Here is an 18,633-nt window from a genome sequence, read left to right as displayed (position 1 = left end):
GACTCGGCCGACGCTCTCGGGACGATCTTGCCCATCCCGGGAAGCTCAGACACGCTTCGACAGACCGGACTAGAGTACTCGTTCCCGCCGCTTCCCTCCCCGAGCGGAATCGCGGCCGGGAGTGATGAGGTGCAGTCTCGGACCTGCGAAAGGCGAGGGTTTTCCGTTGGAGGGAGCAAGCGGGCCGCGGCCCACCGCGGTCGTACTCACCGCTTTGCCGGTGGAGTACGAGGCCGTGCGCCGGCACATGGAGGATGTCCGCGAGGTAGAACTGCCGCTGGGCACTCTTCTCAACGTCGGCCGGATACCCGGCCTCAACTGGCGGGTGGCCTTGGCGGAGACGGGGCCCACCAACACCCGTGCGGCCCTCGTCACACAGTCCGCGATCGAGCACCTCGGCGCCGAGGCCGTGCTCTTCGTCGGCGTCGCCGGCGCGCTCAAGGACCATGTCCGCCTCGGTGATGTCGTCGTCGCCAGCAAGGTTCACGGCTATCACGGTGGACGCGAGAGCGTGGACGGGTTCGCCGCCCGTCCCGACACCTGGTCGCCGGAACACGACGTGGATCAGCTGGTGCGCTCCGCCCGTCGCAACGCCCCCTGGGCCTTCCTCGGCCCGGACACCCGGCCCTCCACACCGCCCGGGGTTCACTTCGAGCCGATCGCGTCGGGCGACGTACTGCTCGGCTTCCGCGACTCCGAGACGGCCCAACGGATCCGCCGGCACTACAACGACGCGGTGGCCGTCGACATGGAGAGCCACGGCGTCACCCAGGCGACCAGGATGAACCACGCGGTACGGGCCCTCTCCGTCCGCGGCATCAGCGACTTCGCCGACCCGGACAAATCAGCACGCGACGCCGCCGGCTCCCAGGAGACGGCCGCCCGGCACGCCGCCGCCTTCGCCCTGCGGGTGCTGCGCGACCTGCGCCCGAAACGGCGGGTGACCCAGGAGCCGCGCAGCGCACCCGCCGTGATCGTGGTGTCCGCGCCCGAGCGCTCCTCCCGGCCGGCCGCCTGGGACACCCGGCCCGTCGTCGAGGTCGCCGGACAGCGGTACCTGCTGTACGAAGGCCCCGGTGACCTCCTGCACGAGTCGCGGGACGGCGACGTGCTGCACCGTCAGGCGGTGGCACGTATGGTGCCCGGCGGGGACGGTCGTGGCAGCACCTATGTCTGGCTGCGCCAGGTCGAACGGACGGGGCCGCCTCCCGGCCCGAACACCTTCGACCCACTGGCCGCGCTCGACCAGGAAGCCGAGCTGTGCCGCAGGTTCCGGGGTCCCGCCGTCGTACAGCTGACCCGCGGCGGGAACACCGCCACGCTCGCCCTGGCCTGGCCCGACGACCCGAAGCTCGGCAGCCCCTTGGAAACCGTCCATGAACTGCTGCCCGAGTCGCCGACGCCGACGGACCCGCAGCGCCTGTGGGCCGTTGTGAGAGGGCTCGCCGACGTGGCTCAGACCCTCGCGCGATGGAGCGACGCGGGCTTCTCGCACCGCGCGCTCCGACCGACCGCGATCGTCATGCACCGGCCCCGGATGGTGCTTCGCGACTTCGGTCTGGCCACGGTGCCGCCCCGCCGGGGCGAGAACGCCGGGCCCTACCAGGCACCCGAGCAACGGCACGGCTCCCGGGTCCGCCCCGGGCCCGCCACCGACGTGTATCAGCTGGGCGCGCTGCTCCACCGCGCGCTGACCGGTCGCCTCCCCGACCCCGGGCTGCCCGCCTACCGCGGCTCGGACTCCGTACCGGACGCTCTCGTCCACGCGGTCGCCGGGGCGCTGCGGGAGGATCCGGGAGCCCGCCTCGATGCACGTACGCTCCGCCGTGCTCTGCTCTCCGCCGCCCGCGAGCTGGCGTCCGTCCCGCCGCCCCAGCGCTGAGGAGTGCCCCCGATGTCCGTCACCACCCTCGCTCTGCGCGCTCCGCTGGTGCTCGTCCCCGGTTTCCGTCTCGACGAGCAGCTTCGCGCGAAGGCCGAAACCTGCGCCGGTCTGCCGTCGGACGTGTCGCAGATCATCGACGACCTGAACGGGCTGCGAACCGGCGCGGCCGTGAGCGTCAGTCCGGGCGGCGGCAAGTACAAACCATCACTTCTGGTTCACACCCGCACGTACCGGATACGCCTGGAAGCGACGAACCGGTGGACCGGCTACCTCGTCAAGCACATCGACCCACTGCGCCTCGCCGATCACGCGCGCCTCGCCAAGTGCTGCCTCGTGGTGCGCCCGCCCGCCTGGCACATGGTGTTCGAGCTGAGGGCCGTACCCCCGGGCTCGGACGCCCAGTGGCGGGATTTCGAGGAGGCCTGGGAGCGGCTCGTCCAGGCACGGTCGGACCAGCCGGAAGCCCCTTTTGCCGACAGTGCCCAGTCGGAGTTCCTCCACTCGGTCGACCGGCTCATCGACGCCACCGAGGAGATCACCACTCGGGAGTCGCGCCAGGCCGCGCCCTTCCCGTACCAGAGCTTCACGGCCACGGGCGGCAAGCGCGGCAAGGGCCCGCAGTCCGTCTACGAATTCCGGCTCGTCGGACCGGAGCTGCCACCGTCCGGCGACTTCGTCCGCATCCAGGGCAACACGGAAACCCGGGGCAGAGTGGGGCGGACAGCGGGCCGATGCGTCACCGTCCGCTTCGACCAGCCCGTGTCGTGGGACCAGTTGCCGACGCGCGGCGCTCTGGAACTCGTCCCCAGCAGTGTGGTCTACAACAAGCAGCGACAGGCCGTGGCGAGCCTGCGCGCACGCGAATCGAAGAACCCCGGGCTCCTCCCCGCCATGGTCCAGCACCGGGTGCGCCCGATCCCCGCGACCGACGCGCGACCGGACCAGGACCTCGACCCCGAGCAGCTCCAGGCGTTCCGCAAGGCGTTGACCACCAAAGACCTGCTGGTGGTGCTCGGACCGCCGGGCACGGGCAAGACCCGGACCATCACGGAGATCGCGCACACCGCCGCGACCACGTCCGCCGCGGACAGCGGCCGGGTACTGGTCACCTCCCACACCAACCGCGCGGTGGACAACGTACTGGCCCGGCTCCCGCAGGATCTCGTGGTGATCCGGGTCGGGGACGAGAGCAAGGTCCACGCGGACGTCAAACCGTTGCTCCTGGAGGAACAGTCGGAAAGCCTCTCCGCGGAGATCCGGCACGCCATGGCCCAGCGTGCGCAGGCCTACCAGGAGGCAGCAGCCGTAGAACCGTGGACGGCCGAACTCGCCACGCGCGTTGAGGAGGTCGACACCCTCGCCGAAGAGGCGCGGGCCGCGGAACTGCGCGTGAGCGAGGCGGTCCAGGCGGCGGCCGCACCGGCGCGGGCGCGGTTGGCGGCGCTCCGGTCCGAGGAGGAGGAGCTGCGCTCGGACCGCGAGGAACGAACCGAGCGTGCCGAGTGGCTTCGGGCGAGGGTCGACTTCGAACGGCGGCGTTCCAACGCCCTGTTCACCGGTTGGCTGCACCGCTTTCGGGCTCGCCGCCGGGAAGTGCAGCTCGCCGCCGAGACGGCTGGGATCGCGGACCTGGACGCGTCCGTCCACAGCGTCCTGCGGCGGACCGAAACGGCGAGCGCCGAGGCGGAACGCGCGGTCCGTGAGGACCCCGCCGTCATCGCGGCCCGAACCGCACTCCAGGCGGCCGAGGACCACTTCGCCAAGAGCGTGCGGTCCGCCTACGAGGCGGCCGACACGGCAGTTCACGCGCTGCGCGCGGTCGTGCCGGAGGCGGCGCGGCCCGAGTGCCCGCCGGATCCTGCCGAGGGGGCGACCGCGCTGCGTGCCCTGCACCGGCAGTTGGAGGACTGGATCCCGGTCCTCGCACGACGCCGGGAACTGACCGACCAGTGGCGGGCCGAAGTCGGCCGGGATTCGGGGCAGCTGGTGCCCGAACTCGTGCGCTACGCCCATGTGGTCGGCGCCACCTGCATCGGCGCCGCGTCACGCGCGGAACTGTCCGGTGTGGACTTCGACTTGGGAATCATCGACGAGGCGGGGCAGATCGGAGTCGCGGACACTCTGGTACCGCTGACCCGGGTCCGCCGTGGTGTGCTGGTCGGGGACGACCGGCAACTGCCGCCTTTCCGCGATGCCGACGTGGCCGAGTGGGCCCAGGGCATCGGTGATCCCGAGCTGGTCCGGTTGATGTCACAGAGCGCCCTGGAGCGCTTGCGTGCCGGACTGCCCTCTTCACACGTCGTGCAGCTGACCCGCCAGCGTCGTATGCCCGCCGAGATCGCCGACTTCATCTCGGCCGCCTTCTACCGGGGGAAACTGCGCACGGAGAAGGACCACCGTCACCGCGATCCCCTGTTCGCCAGCCCGATGGCCTTCGTCGACACCGGCGCGCTGCCCGACCGCGTACGTCATGAGTCGGGGCGGGGCCGCGCCGAAGGCCGTGGCCACAAGGGCCCCTTCAACGTCTGCGAAGCGCGTCTCCTGGCGCGGCTCGCCGCCTTCTATCACCGCCGCGGCGCCGAGTGGACGGTGATCGTCCCCTACCTCGCCCAACGGCTGGAGGTCGTGCGCCAACTCACTCCGCTGATCGGCGATTCCCAGCTCGCGGACGCCTCGGTCGGCAGCGTCGACTCCTACCAGGGCGGGGAGTGCGATGTCGTCCTGTACGGCTTCACGCGCAGCAATCCGGAGGGAAGGATCGGCTTCCTCAAGGAGCTGCGCCGCGCCAACGTCGCCTTCACCCGGGCCAAGAGCCAGCTCGTGCTGACCGGCGATCTGAGCACGTTGACGCGTGCGGACGATCCGGGCTTTCGAACTCTCGTCGGTGATCTGCATCAGCATCTGCGCGAACGCGGCGATCTGCGGGACTACCGGGAGGTCATGGCCGCCCTCGACGAAACAGTCCCGGATCTGCGGGATGCCGCGGGCCCGGCTCGGGGAGGGAGCCGGTCATGACGACCGCACGTCGGCTGATGAACTTCCCCGAGGAGCGAGTTCTGGAGGACGCCGCCTTCGGCCAGGGCATCGTGCCGACCCGGCTCTACGCTCTGCTGCTGCCGGTGTGGAAGGTGGAGATCCGCGCCGACATCACCGAGGGCGAGGCCTTTTCCCTGATCGACCGCTTCCTGGAGCGCGGACTGCGCCGCGGTTCCCTGAACACCGTGGACGAACTCGCGGCGTTCTTCGCCCTGGACCGCGCCCTGGTCGCGCAGGCCGTGCGTTTCCTGACCGCGATCGGCCATGTGCGGGAGGGGACCGGAGGCCTGCTGAGCCTGACGCCGCTGGGGCAACGCTCCGTGGACGACGACATCCGCTATGTGGTCACCCGCCAGGACCGTCGCCATCTGTACTTCGAGGCGCTGAGCTGCGGCCCGCTGGCCCGGTCCCACTACGACGAGGAGGTCGTGACGCTTCTGTCCGCCGAAGAGATGAGCCGGGTGCAGCGCAGTACGCAGTACCCGCGCTTCACGCCGGTCGGTGCGGCGTCCGGCTTCGACCGCTCGGCTCTCGACCGCCTCAAGCGCCGCAAGGACCGGGCCTTGTTCAACCTGCCCGTCGCCCTGGACTCCGTGGAGTGCCTGGACGAGACGCTCGTCTTCCTGCCCGTCCACCTGGTACGTGGCCGGGAGGGTCTCCTGGTCTACGGCCAGGCCGAGGCGGGGACAGCACATGACCCGCGGCTCAGCGCGCTCTGTGCCGACACGCCGGAGCTGATCAGCGCGCTCGACAACGAGGAGCTGGACCAGGAGGCGGACGAGCGCCTCCTGCGGTCCGCCCGGAAGTGGCTCGGTGAGCAGGGCCTCGACGCGGTTGCCCCGGAGCAGGACGACGACGGCACCTGGTCGGTCTCGCTGCCTTCCGCCGCCTTCGGCGACAAGGGCATCCCGTTCTCCCGCGTCGGAAGCTATCGCATGGCGGGCAGCCGCTTCTTCCGCGTCTGGTGCCCGCAGGAGACACCGCGCAAGCGCAGCCTTCTCGACCGGCTGGACCAGAGGATGGGCTCGCGCCGGCAGGTCACCCGGCAGGAAGCGGAAGAACTCATCACCCGCCTGGCCCGCCAACTACGCTTGGAAGTACCCAGCTTGGCCCGTGTCCGCAGCGGAGCGGAGAAGACCGGCCTCAGCGGTCTGGAAGCCCAACTGGCTCGTCTGGAGAATGAACACCTGTGATGGACATCGGCCAACTCCTCCTCGCCGAGTACGACCAGATCAAGCAGGAGCAGCGGGCGAGGATCGGCTTCCGCGACAATCTCATCTACGCCACCATCGGTGTCATGGCGGCGGTCGTCGGCTCCACGCTCGCTCGGGACGGCCACCTCGAAACGCTGTTGCTGCTTCCCCCGCTGTCCGTGGTCCTGGGATGGACATACCTGGCCAACGACGAGAAGATCTCCGCCGTCGGTCGGTACATACGCGACGACCTGGCCCCTCGGCTCAAGGAGTTGACGTTCGGTCCAGGCCGATGTCTTCGGCTGGGAGTCCGCACATCGCCGCGACGCGCACCGCCGCTCCCGGAAGCGGTTCCAGCTCGCCGTGGACCTGATGACGTTCTGCGGGGCGCCGCTCGCGGCCCTGGCCGTCTACTGGCTGTTCGGCCCGACGCCCTGGCCACTGCTGGTGATCTCGCTGGCCGAGACGGCCATGGTCGTCTGCTTGACGGTCCAGGTAGTCCGCTACGCCGAACTCGGAAGCTGACCGGGAAAGCGGCCGTCCCGGCGTCGATCCCGTTCAGCCCAGGAAGCTCAACCGCACCTGCCGCTCCGGGTTGTCGACGTTCGTGTCCACCAGGCACACCGACTGCCAGGTTCCCAGCGCCAGGCGGCCGTCGATCACGGGCAGGGTCGCGTGTGGTGGTACGAGGGCGGGCAGGACGTGGTCACGGCCGTGGCCGGGGCTGCCGTGGCGGTGCTGCCAGCGGTCGTCGGCGGGGAGCAGGCTGTGCAGGGTGGCCAGCAGGTCGTCGTCGCTGCCTGCGCCGGTCTCGATGATCGCGATCCCGGCGGTGGCGTGCGGGACGAAGACGTTGAGGAGGCCGTCGCGGCCGGCCGCCGCCTCGCGCAGGAAGGACTCGCAGTCACCGGTGATGTCGGCGACCCGCTCCGCCGGGCCGGTGGCGAGGTTCAGGACTCGGGTGGTGAAGGCATCTGGCATGCCCCATCCTGGCGTACCCGACGGGCCGCAGGTGGGAGCGTCGGGGCGGTGATCGCCCCGAAAGGGAGGGAAGACCGAGGGCCCCGGCATCGTTGGTGGCAATGTGAACAGCACACGCGAGGTCGAGGTCGTCGTCATCGGTGCCGGTCAGGCGGGACTCGCCGCTGCCTACCACCTGCGGCGCACCGGGTTCGAGCCGGAGCGCGACTTCGTGGTGCTCGACCACTCCCCCGGGCCCGGCGGTGCCTGGCAGTTCCGCTGGCCGTCGCTGACGTACGGCAAGGTGCACGGGATGCACTCGCTGCCGGGGATGGAGCTGACCGGCGCGGATCCGGCGCGGCCCTCCGCCGAGGTGGTCGGCGAGTACTTCGCGGCGTACGAGCGGACCTTCGACCTGCGGGTACGGCGGCCCGTACGACGTCCGTGCGGTGCGCGAGGGGACGGGCGGGCGGCTGCTCCTCGAGATGCCGGACGGGTCCTGGTCGACGCGCGCGCTGATCAACGCCACCGGCACCTGGGACCGGCCCTTCTGGCCGCGCTACCCGGGACAGGAGACCTTCCGGGGACGCCAGTTGCACACCGCGAGGTACGCCGGTCCCGAGGAGTTCGCCGGACAGCGCGTGGTCGTGGTGGGCGGGGGCGCCTCGGGGACGCAGCACCTGCTGGAGATCGCCCCGTACGCCGCGTCCACCACATGGGTGACCAGGCGGCCTCCCGTCTTCCGCGAGGGACCGTTCGACGAGGACGCGGGCCGGGCCGCGGTGGCGCTCGTGGAGGAGCGGGTGCGGCAGGGGCTGCCGCCGAAGAGCGTGGTGTCGGTGACCGGGCTGCCCCTGACCGACGCGATCAGGGCGGGGCTGGAATCCGGTGTGCTGGACCGCCGTCCCGTGTTCGACCGGATCACGCCCGAGGGCGTCGAGTGGAGTGACGGGCGTCGGGTGGCCGCCGATGTCATCCTGTGGGCGACCGGGTTCCGGGCGGCCATCGACCATCTGCGGCCCTTGCGGCTGCGGGAGCCGGGCGGGGGCATCCGTGTCGAGGGGACGCGCGCGGTCGCCGACCCGCGGATCCATCTGGTCGGCTACGGGCCGTCGGCCAGCACCATCGGCGCCAACCGGGCAGGACGCGCGGCCGTACGGGACATCAGGCGGCTGCTGGCCGGACAGGTGCCGGTCGCCGCGTGACGCCCCGCCCGGTCACTTGGCCGCCTGCGCCTCCTTGGCGGCGCTCTCCCGGGTGCGGTTGAACTCGGCGACGTTGCGCTGGTGTTCGGCGTAGTCGGCGGTGAAGCGGGTGTCGCCCGGTTTGACCGTGACGAAGTACAGCCAGTCACCGGGGGTCGGATTGATCGCGGCGGTCATCGCCTCGTCGCCCGGGTTGTCGATGGGGGTGGGCGGCAGGCCCATGCGCTGGTACGAGTTGTAGGGGCTGTCGACCTTGGTGTCCTTGGTGGTGGTGTCCAGGGTGGCGCGGCCCAGGGCGTAGTTGATGGTGGAGTCCATCTGCAACGGCATCCCGCGTTCCAGCCGGTTGAAGACCACCCGGGCCACCTTGCCCATGTCCTCCTTGGTGGCGGCCTCCGCCTGCACGATGCTGGCGATGGTGACCGCCTGGTAGACGTTCAGCGCGTTGCGCTGGGCGCCCGCGGCGACCGGTGCGCCGGTGAACTTCTTGTTCGCCGTGTCGACCATGGCCGCAAGCAGCTTCTCCGGGGTCGGGTCCTCGCCGAGCGGATAGGTCGCCGGGAAGAGATAGCCCTCCGGGTTGCCCTCCGCGTCGTTCGGCAGCTTGAGGTTGGCCTTGTCCAGGGACTTCTTGGTGGTGCCCGAGGGCAGGGCGAGGGTCTTGTCGACGGCCTCGTAGACCTGGCTCGCGCGCCATCCCTCCGGGATCACCAGGGACGTGGGGCGGGACTCGTCCTCGTCGTCCGTCATCAGCAGCGGCACCGCCACGGCGGTCCCGGCCACGACGGCGCCGGTCACGATCAGGGCGATACGGCCCCGGCGCGTCAGTCGGATCGTTCTCCTGGTGCCTCTCGCGCTCCGCGGCGGAGTGTTCGTCTGCATGCGGGCACGGTAACCCTCATTCGCATACAAACCCGGCATATCTTCATCTTGTCGGCTCCAGTCGGGCGTCCCTGCGGACCAGCGCGGCGTACCGCCCGTCCTGAGCCAGCAGCTCCTCGTGCGTGCCCTGTTCGGCCAGGGACCCGGAGGCGAGGACCACGATCCGGTCGGCGTCGCGCACGGTGGACAGGCGGTGCGCGATGGTGAGCGTGGTGCGGTTGGCGGACAGCGCGTCGATGGCGTCCTGCACGGCGGCCTCGGTGCGGGTGTCGAGGGCGCTGGTGGCCTCGTCGAGGACCAGGACGGGCGGGTCGCGCAGGATGGTGCGGGCGATGGCCAGGCGCTGCTTCTCGCCGCCGGAGAACCGGTGGCCGCGCTCGCCGACCACCGTGTCGTAGCCGTCGGGCAGGGCGGCGATGTGGTCGTGGATCTGGGCCGCCCGCGCCGCCGCCTCCAGCTCCGCGTCGGTGGCGTCCGGCTTGGCGAAGCGCAGGTTCTCGGCGACCGAGGCGTGGAAGAGGTACGTCTCCTGCGAGACGACGCCGACCGCGCGGGCGAGGGTGTCGAAGTCGAGGTCGCGCACGTCGACGCCGTCGAGGGTGACCCGGCCGCCCGTCACGTCGTACAGGCGCGGCACGAGGTGGCCGAGCGTGGACTTGCCCGCGCCGGTCGGGCCGACCACCGCGAGGCTGCTGCCCGCCGGGACCGTGATGTCGATGCCTTCGAGGACCGGGCCGCCCTTGCCGTCGTAGCGGAACTCGACGTTCTCGAAGCGGACCTCGCCCTTGATGTGGTCGAGGTGGACCGGCTCGTCCCGTTCGGTGATGTCGATCGGCAGGTCGAGGTACTCGAAGATGCGCTGGAAGAGGGCGAGTGAGGTCTGGATCTGGACGCCGGTCTGCAACAGGCTCACGGTCGGGCGGAACAGGCCCTGCTGGAGCGAGACGAAGGCGACGATCGTGCCGAGGGAGACGCCGGGGCCGCCGAGTTGCAGGGCGATGCCGGCGGTCCAGTAGATGAAGGCCGGCATGGCGGCCATGACGACGGTGATGACGGCCATCCGCCAGCGTCCGGCCATGTTCGACCTCACTTCGAGGTCGACCAGGCTCTCGGACTCGTCCGCGAAGGCGCGGGTGAGCGAGTCGGAGCGGCCCATGGTGCGGCCGAGCAGGATGCCGCTGACGGAGAGCGACTCGGTGACCGTGGCGGCCATCACCGCCATCTGCTTCTGGCGCCGGGTGGTGATCTTCCGGCGTTCCCGGCCGACGCGGCGGCTGATCCAGACGAACACCGGAAGCAGGAGCAGCGAGACGACGGTCAGTCGCCAGTCGAGGACGACCATGGCGACGATCGTGGCCACCACGCTGGTGAGGTTGGAGACCAGGGAGGTCGCCGTGGAGGTGACGGTGGCCTGCATGCCGCCGATGTCGTTGGCGATGCGGGACTGGACCTCGCCGGTGCGGGTGCGGGTGAAGAAGGCGAGGGACATCTGCTGCAACCGGCCGTAGACGGCGGTGCGCAGGTCGTGCATGACGCGCTGGCCGACGGTCGTGGAGATCAGCGTCTGCAGCACCCCGAAGACGCTGGTGAGAAGGGCCCCGAGGATCATCCCGAGGGCGAGCAGGCTGAGCAGGCCGGTGCGCCCCTCGGGGATCGCGACGTCGAGGATCTCCCTCAGCAGGAAGGGCGTGGCGACCGACACCAGCGACGCGGCGCCGACCAGCAGTCCGACGACGGCGAGGCGGCCTCGGTAGGGGTGGAACAGCTTCAGGATGCGGCGCACCTGCCGGGGCTGTTCCCTGGCGTCGGCGGGTGCGGTCCAGGCGGATTCGCGATCGGGGTGCATGGGCTCCTTCGGAGGAGGGCGGGGGGGACTTCGCAGACCTTGCGGACTTGCGGATCGTAGCTCATTGTTACCTATACTCACAATGAATGCCATCCTGATATTGTGCCCGTATGACCGCCCCCGATCCCGACGGCCTGCTCGCCGAGCAGTTGCTGCGGCTCACCCGCCGGGTGTACCGCATCCAGAAGCGCCACCTCGAGCACCGCGCCCTCGGCATCACACCGGCCCAGTCCCGGCTGCTGCGCAGCCTGGCGCACTACGGCTCACCGCCCCGCATGGCCGATCTGGCCGAACGCCTGGAAGTCGTGCCCCGGGCCGTGACGACCCTGGTCGACGGGCTGGAGACGGCCGGGAAGGTACGCCGTGTCCCGGATCCGGCCAACCGCCGGGTCATCCGCATCGAGGTCACCGACGACGGGCGCGCGGCCCTGCGGGAGCTGCGCGCCGCCCGCCGGTCGGCCGCGGAGGAGATCCTGGCCCCGCTGACGGACGGACAGCGCGCGGTGCTCGGCGACCTCCTGGACACACTGATCGACGGGCCCGGCAGCGGCGGGGGCCACGGCAACGCAGGAGGCCACGGCGGCGGGGGGAGCCACGGCGAGGCCCGGGGCTGAGGCCCTCTCAAGTCCTCCGGCCTGTCGGCCCTTTTGCTCCGGTCCGGCTCTGTCAATTGCGTCGGTTCCGCCGGTGGTGTCAGGCCTTGAGGTCCGCCTTGTCGCCCATCACCACCACGGGGTGCCGGTCGGGGTCCAGCGTGCGCAGCAGATACTCCATCGCCGGCTTGGGCAGGCTGACGCAGGCCGACGTGCCGCTGCCGTGGTCCAGGTGCAGCCAGATCCCGCCGCCCTTGGACGCGCCCTGCGGGCGGGTCGGGTCGTTCGGTGAGGTGCCCTTGACCCGGTTGTAGTCGATGGCGATGACGTAGTCGAAGTCGTGCCAGTGCGTCTTGGACCACCACCGCGGCGCCGCGAACGCGGCCGACCGGGTGTACGGAAGCCCCGTGCCGGGGGCCGGATCCGGGTCCGGCAGCACACCGCCCGCGTCGCTGAGCGTGAACACTCCGACAGGGCTGCGGTTGTCGTCCTCGTGGTGGTCGGTCGTCCAGCCCTTCTTGCCGTTGTGCGCCGCCCAACCGCGCTCGCGGTGCCAGGCGGAGCCCCGCTTCGTGTAGAGCACGACCGTGGAGTCGGCCGAGTCCTTGCCCTCTCCGTACACCGCGACGACCTGCCCGGAGTCGGCGGGGATGCGCCCCTGCAGGCGGTCGCCGACGCCGGGGATCCGCGTCGGACCGGCCGAGGCAGTACTGCGGCCCGCCCCGTCGGCGGGTCCGCTCGCCCCGGCGTGCGCACCGTCCCCGGACCGGCCGCCGCACGCGGACAGCGTCAGCAGAGTTCCAAGGGCCGCCATCGCGACCGCCGTACGCCGTGCACCACCGGTTCCCATCCGTCCATGGTCGCACCCGCGGCGGGGATGCCCGCGGGGACCGCGACGGGGACAGCCGGATTCGTCCCTCCCCGCGGAAAACCGCTTGATTTTCAGCATGCGGCGACGCGAACCTTTCACGGTTTGCAGCCTCTTGATGCCGTGTTGCGACGGCACCCCCTGACACGAGCCACTGGGATGTCATGCAGATCCAAGACCTTCCGTTTCCCGACCCGGGCGTGCCGGACGCGCGCTCGGGTCCCCGATTCCTGTGGTGGCTGTTCCGCAACCAGTCGGGCGGGCAACTCAGGGCCCTGGCCTGGGGCCTGCTGCACTTCACCTCCGTCTCCGCCCTGCCGTTCTGCGTCGGCCTCGCCGTCCAGGCCGTCGTCGACCGCTCCGGCACCCGGCTCGCCCTCGCGGGCGCCGTCATGGTGCTGTGCTGCGCGGGCAACGCGATCGGCGACACCTTCCTGCACCGCGCCGCCATCACCAACTGGATCACCGCCGCGGCCCGCGTCCAGCAACTCCTCGCCCGCAAGACCGCGCTGCTGGGTTCGGCACTGACCCGGCGCGTCGCGGCCGGCGAGGTCGTGGCCGTCTCCACCGGTGACGTCGAGAAGATCGGCTGGTTCGTGGAGGCCGTCTCCCGCTTCACCGCGGCGGCGCTGACCGTCGTGCTGGTCTGCGTGGCCCTGGTCGTCTACGAGCCGGCGCTCGGCCTCGTCGTGATCGTGGGCCTGCCGGTGCTCGCGCTCGCGGTACTGCCCCTCCTGCCCCGGGCCACCCGGCGGGCCGACGCCCAGCGCGAGAAGGCCGGCCGTGCCACCGAACTCGCCTCGGACACCGTCGCCGGACTGCGCGTGCTGCGCGGCATCGGCGGCGAGGAACTCTTCCTCGACCGCTACCGCCGCGCCTCCCAGGAGGTGCGCCACGCGGCCGTGCGCAGCGCCCGCATGTGGTCCCTGATCTCCGCGATCCAGGTGCTGCTGCCGGGTCTGCTGCTGATCGCGGTGGTCTGGCACGGCGTCCACCTGGCCCGCGAGGGCCGCATCGGCGTCGGCGAACTCGTCACCGTCTACAGCTCCGTCATGATCCTCACCTACCCGCTGCGGCACTTCGAGGAGATCGCCATGGCGTACTCCTTCTCCCGGCCCTCGGCCAAGCGGGCCGCGCGGGTGCTGGCACTGGAACGGGCCACGGACACCGCCGGATCGCGCGCCGCCGAGGTCCCGTCCGGGGACCTGTACGACCCGACCACCGGGCTTCTCGCGCCGAGGGGCCGGTTCACCGCCGTGGTGTGCGGTGACCCGGACGCGGCCGGGCGCCTGGCGGAACGGCTCGGCGGGCACCCCTCGAAGGAGGGCGCGTCGGCCCTGCTGGGCGGCGTACCGCTCGACGAACTGCCCCTGAACTCCGCGCGCACCGCCGTCCTCGTCCAGGACAAGGACCCGGTCCTGCTCTCGGGCACCCTCCATGAGCTGCTCGACGTGCCCGCCTCCGGCGCCGTCGACTCCGGCGAAGCCCTGGCCGCCGCCCAGTGCGGTGATGTGCTGGCCGCGCTCGCGCAGGGCTCGCTCGGCGCCGACGACCCGATGGACGCCCGCATCACCGAGCGGGGCCGCTCGCTGTCGGGCGGCCAGCGCCAGCGGCTCGCGCTGGCCCGGTCCCTGATCACGGACCCGGAGGCGCTCGTTCTGGACGAACCGACCTCCGCCGTGGACTCGCACACCGAGGCCCGGATCGCGGAGAGCGTACGGACCCTGCGCGCGGGGCGCACCACAGTGGTGTTCACCTCTTCGCCGCTGCTGCTGGCCCGCGCGGACCGGATCGTGTTCCTGCACGAGGGCACGGTCGCCGCGGTCGGCGACCACCGGGAGCTGCTGCACACCGAGCCCCGGTACCGGGCGGTGGTGACCCGCGAGACGGACGAGGAGACCACCGCGCATCCCGGCCCGGCCCCTGCCGGGAGCGAGCCGGCGAAGACCCTGGACCACGGCCTCCTCGGCGACGACGAGGTACTGCACCGCCTGGAAGAGATCGAGGAGACGGCATGATCGGCGTCGCGCCACCGTCGTACGACCCGGCCGCTCCCACGACGGCGAGCACCCTGCCCGTCGGCGCGCCCGCGACCGTGCGCGCGTACGCGGGCGAACTGCTGCGCCGGCACCGCCGTGCGTTCCTCTTCCTCGTCATCGTCAACACCGTCGCCGTGATCGCCTCCATGGCGGGCCCCTACCTGCTGGGCGGGCTCGTGGAACGGGTGTCCGACGATGCCCGCGAACTGCATCTCGGCCTCACGGCCACGCTGTTCGTGGTCGCGCTCGCCGTGCAGGCGGTGTTCGTGCGGGAGGTGCGGCTGCGCGGGGCCGTGCTCGGCGAACGGATGCTGGCCGACCTGCGCGAGGACTTCCTCGTGCGGTCGGTCGGACTGCCGCCCGGCGTGCTGGAACGAGCCGGAACGGGTGATCTGCTCTCCCGGATCACGACGGACATCGACCGGCTCGCCAACGCCATGCGCGAGGCCGTGCCCCAGTTGGCGATCGGTGCCGTGTGGGTGGTGCTGCTGCTCGGCGGGCTCGTGGTCACGGCGCCGCCGTTGGCACCGGCGGTGCTGATCGCGGTGCCGCTGCTGGTGGTGGGCTGCCGCTGGTACTTCCGGCGGGCACCCGCCGCCTACCGCTCGGAGGCCGCCGGATACGCCGCGGTGGCCGCCGCGCTCGCCGAAACCGTGGACGCCGGGCGCACCGTCGAGTCCCACCGCCTGGACGCCCGCCGCATCGAGCTGTCGGAACGCCGGATCAGGGAGTGGACGGCCTGGGAGCGCTACACGCTCTGGCTGCGGTCGGTGCTCTTCCCCGTCATCAGCGTCACCCATGTGACCGTACTCGCCTCCGTTCTGATGATCGGCGGTGTGTTCGTACTGCACGGCTGGATCGGGGTCGGCCAGCTGACCACGGCCGCCTTGATCGCGCAGATGCTGGTCGACCCGGTGGGCATCATCCTGCGCTGGTACGACGAGTTGCAGGTGGCCCAGGTCTCCCTGGCCCGGCTGGTGGGTGTGCGGGACATCGAGCCGGAGGCGGGTGACCCTGCGATGGCACCCGCCGGACGGCACGTGCACGCGGACGGGGTGCACTTCGGCTACCTCGAAGGGGTGGACGTCCTGCGCAAGGTGTCGCTGGAGGTCGCCCCCGGCACGAGGCTCGCCCTGGTCGGTCCCTCCGGCGCCGGCAAGTCCACGCTGGGCAGGCTGCTGGCCGGTATCTACGGTCCCCGCGAGGGCACGATCACTCTCGGCGGCGCGGAACTGTCCCGGATGTCCGCGGAGCGGGTCCGCTCGCACGTCGCCCTCGTCAACCAGGAGCACCACGTCTTCGTGGGCTCCCTGCGCGACAACCTCCGGCTCGCCCGTGCCGGCGCCACCGACGCCGAGCTGTGGGCGGCGCTGGGCGCGGTCGACGCGGACGACTGGTCCCGCGGACTCGACGAGGGCCTGGACACCGAGGTCGGCTCGGGCGGCCACGCGCTCACTCCGGCGCAGGCCCAGCAGATCGCGCTGGCCCGCCTGGTGCTGGCCGACCCGCACATCCTGGTGCTGGACGAGGCGACGTCCCTGCTCGACCCGCGTGCCGCACGCCATCTCGAACGGTCCCTGGCCCGCGTCCTGGACGGCCGCACGGTGGTCGCGATCGCCCACCGTCTGCACACCGCCCACGACGCGGATGTCATCGCCGTCGTCGAGAACGGCCGCATCAGCGAGCTGGGCAGCCACGACGAACTGGTCACGGCGGACGGCGCCTACGCGGCACTGTGGCGCTCGTGGCACGGGTGAAGCCACGCGCTGCCGACGCACGGGCCCTGCGGACCTTTCGAGCGCTTCGAGCGCTTCGAGCGCTGCGGGTGCTGCGGGTGCTGCGGGCACCGGGGCGGCCTGACGGGTCCGGTGCCCGCTGTCGGCGGGCTCGGGCGGGCAGGTGCCCGGCGCGGGCGGCGGCTGCCGGGGGTCGGACCGGCGCTGCTGCCCACGCGGGGCGCGCTCGGGAAGCGTGAACCGGGCTCGCGTGGCCCTCGGGCGACGGGGGCCGGGCGGTGGGGCGAGGGCCGGCGGGGCCGGACCCCTGGGCGAACAGGCTCGCTGTGCGTCGCGCGCGGGTCCGGTCCGTGGCGAGCCGGGTTCGGGGGCGGTGGGACGCGGCTCCGGGCTCGGGCCGACCGCGCCGGGGCACGGCCGGGCGCGAGTCCGCGGGCCGGCGGTGCGGGGTGCGCCGGGTGGGGCGGAGAGGGTGGGTACTCGTGCGGCGTCCGTGCCGTTGCGGGGTGCCGAGCGGGAGTGGAAGGCTGGGGGGAGGCACCGGCTCGAGGTGAGCCCGGGAACCGTGTGGTTCCGCGACGGGTGAGGCCTGTGCCCCGTGCGGCGGCGGCTCGCCGCAGTGCACGGTGAGAAGGGGCAGGTCCCCGCCACCTGGAGGTACCCGTGAACAGCGCCGACGGATGGGGCGACGACGTTTACCAGCCCGACGGCTCCGAGCAGAGGGAGGACACCGGACTGCTCGACGGTGAGGACACCCTCGAGTACGACGGTGTCGACGATCCCCTGGACCGGGGCTGGTCCCCGCCGGAGCGTCCCTGGGCGGTGGAGCACACCGGTGTGACGGCCGCCGAAGGTCACCGGGGCGAGACGCTGGAGCAGCGGCTCGCCGAGGAGCGGCCCGATGTGCTCGCACCCGACGGCGACGGACTGGGCGACTCCGAGGGCACCGACGGGGAGCTGGTCGACAACGAGGTCGGCGCGGATCGTTCCGGCCGGCTGGTGGCACCCGACGAGGGGGCGCACGAGGACGAGGAGTCGGCCCTGGTCGCCATGGACGTGGGCATCGACGGTGCGGCCGCGTCCGCGGAGGAGGCCGCGATGCATGTCGTCGACGAGGACTCCCTGCCCCGCTGACGCCACCGGCGGCGGCCTTCCCGCGTCGTCGCCCCGATGATCCGCGCCGTACGAGGAGCAGCCATGCAGCAGGACAAGCATCCCGACTACCGGCCCGTCGTCTTCCGTGACCGCAGCGCCGGATACGCCTTCCTCACCCGGTCCACCGCGACCAGTGACCGGACCATCACGTGGGACGACGGCGAGACCTACCCGGTGGTGGACGTGGAGATCTCCTCGGAGAGCCACCCCTTCTACACGGGCAAGGCGCGGACGGTGGACTCGGAGGGGCGGGTCGCCCGCTTCGAGCGGCGCTACGGCGGGGGCGAGGGACAGGGCACCGACCGGTCCGGCTGAGCGGACCGCGCCGACGGGATCACCCGGGCTCCCCCCGTCCCTGAAGCCATCCCGTCCCGTCGAGCCTCTGAAGCGGCTGAGGCCCCTGACGCCCCCGAGGGGCCTCAGATGAAGTTGAGAGCCGCCGCGCAGCCCACTCCCCCGAGCAGCATGAACGCCGGCATCAGCACCTTCAGCTCCACCCAGCTGCCCGCCCGGAACCGCATGGCCTTCGGCGGTCCGATGGGATACCAGCGCTTGCGGCCCACCGGTATCGGCCAGAGTATGGGGCAGCCCGAGACGGTCAGCGCGTCCCCGATGTCGTGCACCAGCGCGCCGAGCACAATCGGCAGGCCCAGCCACAGGTACTCCTGGCCCGGCGCGGTGAACAGCCAGTCCGCGCCGCCGTCCGGCTTGTCCAGGATCCCGGCGAGGATCCACGCGCTGGTCCCGGCCAGCAACCAGACCAGCACATCGCTGCTGGAGCCGCGGGTCGCCCGCCAGAGCAGACCCTCGATGGCCAGCACCATGTGCACGAAGAGGATCGCCAGGACCGCCCATCGGCCGCCCGTGATCGCCAGGGCCGACGTACCCCCGCCGATGAGGACCGCCCACAGCCAGGTGTGCGTCAGCGTGCGGTGCCCGCCGGAGCGGCGCGGGTCGCCCTTCATCCTCGTGGCCTTGTAGACGGCGTACGACAGCTTGTCGACGATCTCGCACAGCCACCGCGAAACCGGTCCGAAGGCCCGGGAGATGGTGGCCGCCTTGTGGTCGAGATCCGGAGCGAGCGCCGCACCGGCGCAGATCAGAGCCCCGGCGAGCAGCACCGGCCAGGGCATCGGATGTCCCCCGGCGGCGGTCGCCGCTCCGACGCCGAGCCACGCCGCGGCGCCCGACAGTGAGTGCGCTGGTCCCATCATCGCCCTTGCCCGCCCCATTCC

14 protein-coding genes and 1 pseudogene are annotated in these 18,633 nt (G+C 71.8%); 10 read left to right on the top strand and 5 right to left on the bottom strand.

Going from position 1 to position 18,633, the window contains the following annotated elements:
• Nucleotides 1-166: 166 nt before the first annotated feature.
• From AC4IHM_RS29180 to AC4IHM_RS29165, 4 genes are all read left to right on the top strand, one after another.
• Nucleotides 167-1,882 (top strand): phosphorylase family protein, encoded by a 1,716-nt coding sequence (locus tag AC4IHM_RS29180; protein WP_490869948.1) that lies wholly within the window; start codon nucleotides 167-169, stop codon nucleotides 1,880-1,882.
• A 12-nt stretch (nucleotides 1,883-1,894) separates the two neighbouring features.
• Complete coding sequence (locus AC4IHM_RS29175) at nucleotides 1,895-4,900, top strand: DEAD/DEAH box helicase (protein ID WP_490869947.1); 3,006 nt, start codon at nucleotides 1,895-1,897, stop codon at nucleotides 4,898-4,900.
• Nucleotides 4,897-6,114: a hypothetical protein gene (locus AC4IHM_RS29170; RefSeq protein ID WP_490869946.1), complete on the top strand. Its 1,218-nt coding sequence runs from the start codon at nucleotides 4,897-4,899 to the stop codon at nucleotides 6,112-6,114. Before AC4IHM_RS29175 ends, AC4IHM_RS29170 begins: the two co-directional genes overlap by 4 nt.
• Before the next feature lie 363 nt (nucleotides 6,115-6,477).
• A complete protein-coding gene (locus AC4IHM_RS29165; RefSeq protein WP_490869945.1) occupies nucleotides 6,478-6,639 on the top strand; it encodes a hypothetical protein in 162 nt (53 codons plus the stop codon).
• A 33-nt stretch (nucleotides 6,640-6,672) separates the two neighbouring features.
• On the opposite strand, the gene AC4IHM_RS29160 is transcribed toward AC4IHM_RS29165, so the two are convergent.
• Entirely contained in the window at nucleotides 6,673-7,095 is a 423-nt protein-coding gene (locus AC4IHM_RS29160; RefSeq protein ID WP_490869944.1) for a secondary thiamine-phosphate synthase enzyme YjbQ, read from the bottom strand.
• Between the two features lie 103 nt (nucleotides 7,096-7,198).
• On the opposite strand from AC4IHM_RS29160, the pseudogene AC4IHM_RS29155 reads away from it, so the two are divergent.
• Nucleotides 7,199-8,279, top strand: a pseudogene (locus tag AC4IHM_RS29155) (NAD(P)-binding domain-containing protein).
• 12 nt (nucleotides 8,280-8,291) lie between these two features.
• On the opposite strand, the gene mltG reads toward AC4IHM_RS29155, so the two are convergent.
• Both mltG and AC4IHM_RS29145 read right to left on the bottom strand, forming a co-directional pair.
• Nucleotides 8,292-9,161 (bottom strand): endolytic transglycosylase MltG, encoded by an 870-nt coding sequence (gene mltG / locus AC4IHM_RS29150; RefSeq protein WP_490869943.1) that lies wholly within the window; start codon nucleotides 9,159-9,161, stop codon nucleotides 8,292-8,294.
• Between the two features lie 43 nt (nucleotides 9,162-9,204).
• The gene (locus AC4IHM_RS29145; protein WP_490869942.1) at nucleotides 9,205-11,007 is read right to left on the bottom strand and encodes an ABC transporter ATP-binding protein; all 1,803 of its coding nucleotides are present in this window, start codon (nucleotides 11,005-11,007) and stop codon (nucleotides 9,205-9,207) included.
• Between the two features lie 110 nt (nucleotides 11,008-11,117).
• On the opposite strand from AC4IHM_RS29145, the gene AC4IHM_RS29140 reads away from it, so the two are divergent.
• Nucleotides 11,118-11,621, top strand: a complete 504-nt coding sequence (locus AC4IHM_RS29140; RefSeq protein WP_490869941.1) for a MarR family winged helix-turn-helix transcriptional regulator — start codon at nucleotides 11,118-11,120, stop codon at nucleotides 11,619-11,621.
• Nucleotides 11,622-11,700: 79 nt separating this feature from the next.
• On the opposite strand, the gene AC4IHM_RS29135 is transcribed toward AC4IHM_RS29140, so the two are convergent.
• A complete protein-coding gene (locus AC4IHM_RS29135; RefSeq protein ID WP_490869940.1) occupies nucleotides 11,701-12,450 on the bottom strand; it encodes a hypothetical protein in 750 nt (249 codons plus the stop codon).
• A 182-nt stretch (nucleotides 12,451-12,632) separates the two neighbouring features.
• Here AC4IHM_RS29135 and AC4IHM_RS29130 point away from each other — a divergent pair, with 182 nt between their 5' ends.
• From AC4IHM_RS29130 to AC4IHM_RS29115, 4 genes are all read left to right on the top strand, one after another.
• Nucleotides 12,633-14,486 carry an ABC transporter transmembrane domain-containing protein gene (locus AC4IHM_RS29130; RefSeq protein ID WP_490869939.1) on the top strand — a complete coding sequence of 618 codons (1,854 nt, stop codon included), beginning with the start codon at nucleotides 12,633-12,635 and terminating at the stop codon, nucleotides 14,484-14,486.
• A complete protein-coding gene (locus AC4IHM_RS29125; RefSeq protein WP_490869938.1) occupies nucleotides 14,483-16,264 on the top strand; it encodes an ABC transporter ATP-binding protein in 1,782 nt (593 codons plus the stop codon). Before AC4IHM_RS29130 ends, AC4IHM_RS29125 begins: the two co-directional genes overlap by 4 nt.
• Nucleotides 16,265-16,906: 642 nt before the next feature.
• Nucleotides 16,907-17,377, top strand: coding sequence for a DUF5709 domain-containing protein (locus AC4IHM_RS29120; RefSeq protein ID WP_490869937.1), 471 nt, complete (start codon nucleotides 16,907-16,909; stop codon nucleotides 17,375-17,377).
• A 63-nt stretch (nucleotides 17,378-17,440) separates the two neighbouring features.
• Nucleotides 17,441-17,713: a type B 50S ribosomal protein L31 gene (locus tag AC4IHM_RS29115; protein WP_490869936.1), complete on the top strand. Its 273-nt coding sequence runs from the start codon at nucleotides 17,441-17,443 to the stop codon at nucleotides 17,711-17,713.
• A 104-nt stretch (nucleotides 17,714-17,817) separates the two neighbouring features.
• On the opposite strand, the gene AC4IHM_RS29110 is transcribed toward AC4IHM_RS29115, so the two are convergent.
• Nucleotides 17,818-18,612, bottom strand: coding sequence for a metal-dependent hydrolase (locus AC4IHM_RS29110; protein ID WP_490869935.1), 795 nt, complete (start codon nucleotides 18,610-18,612; stop codon nucleotides 17,818-17,820).
• Nucleotides 18,613-18,633 lie beyond the last annotated feature (21 nt).

The organism is Streptomyces sp. SL06, assembly GCF_058244745.1.
This window is presented reverse-complemented; position numbering and strand designations above follow the sequence as displayed.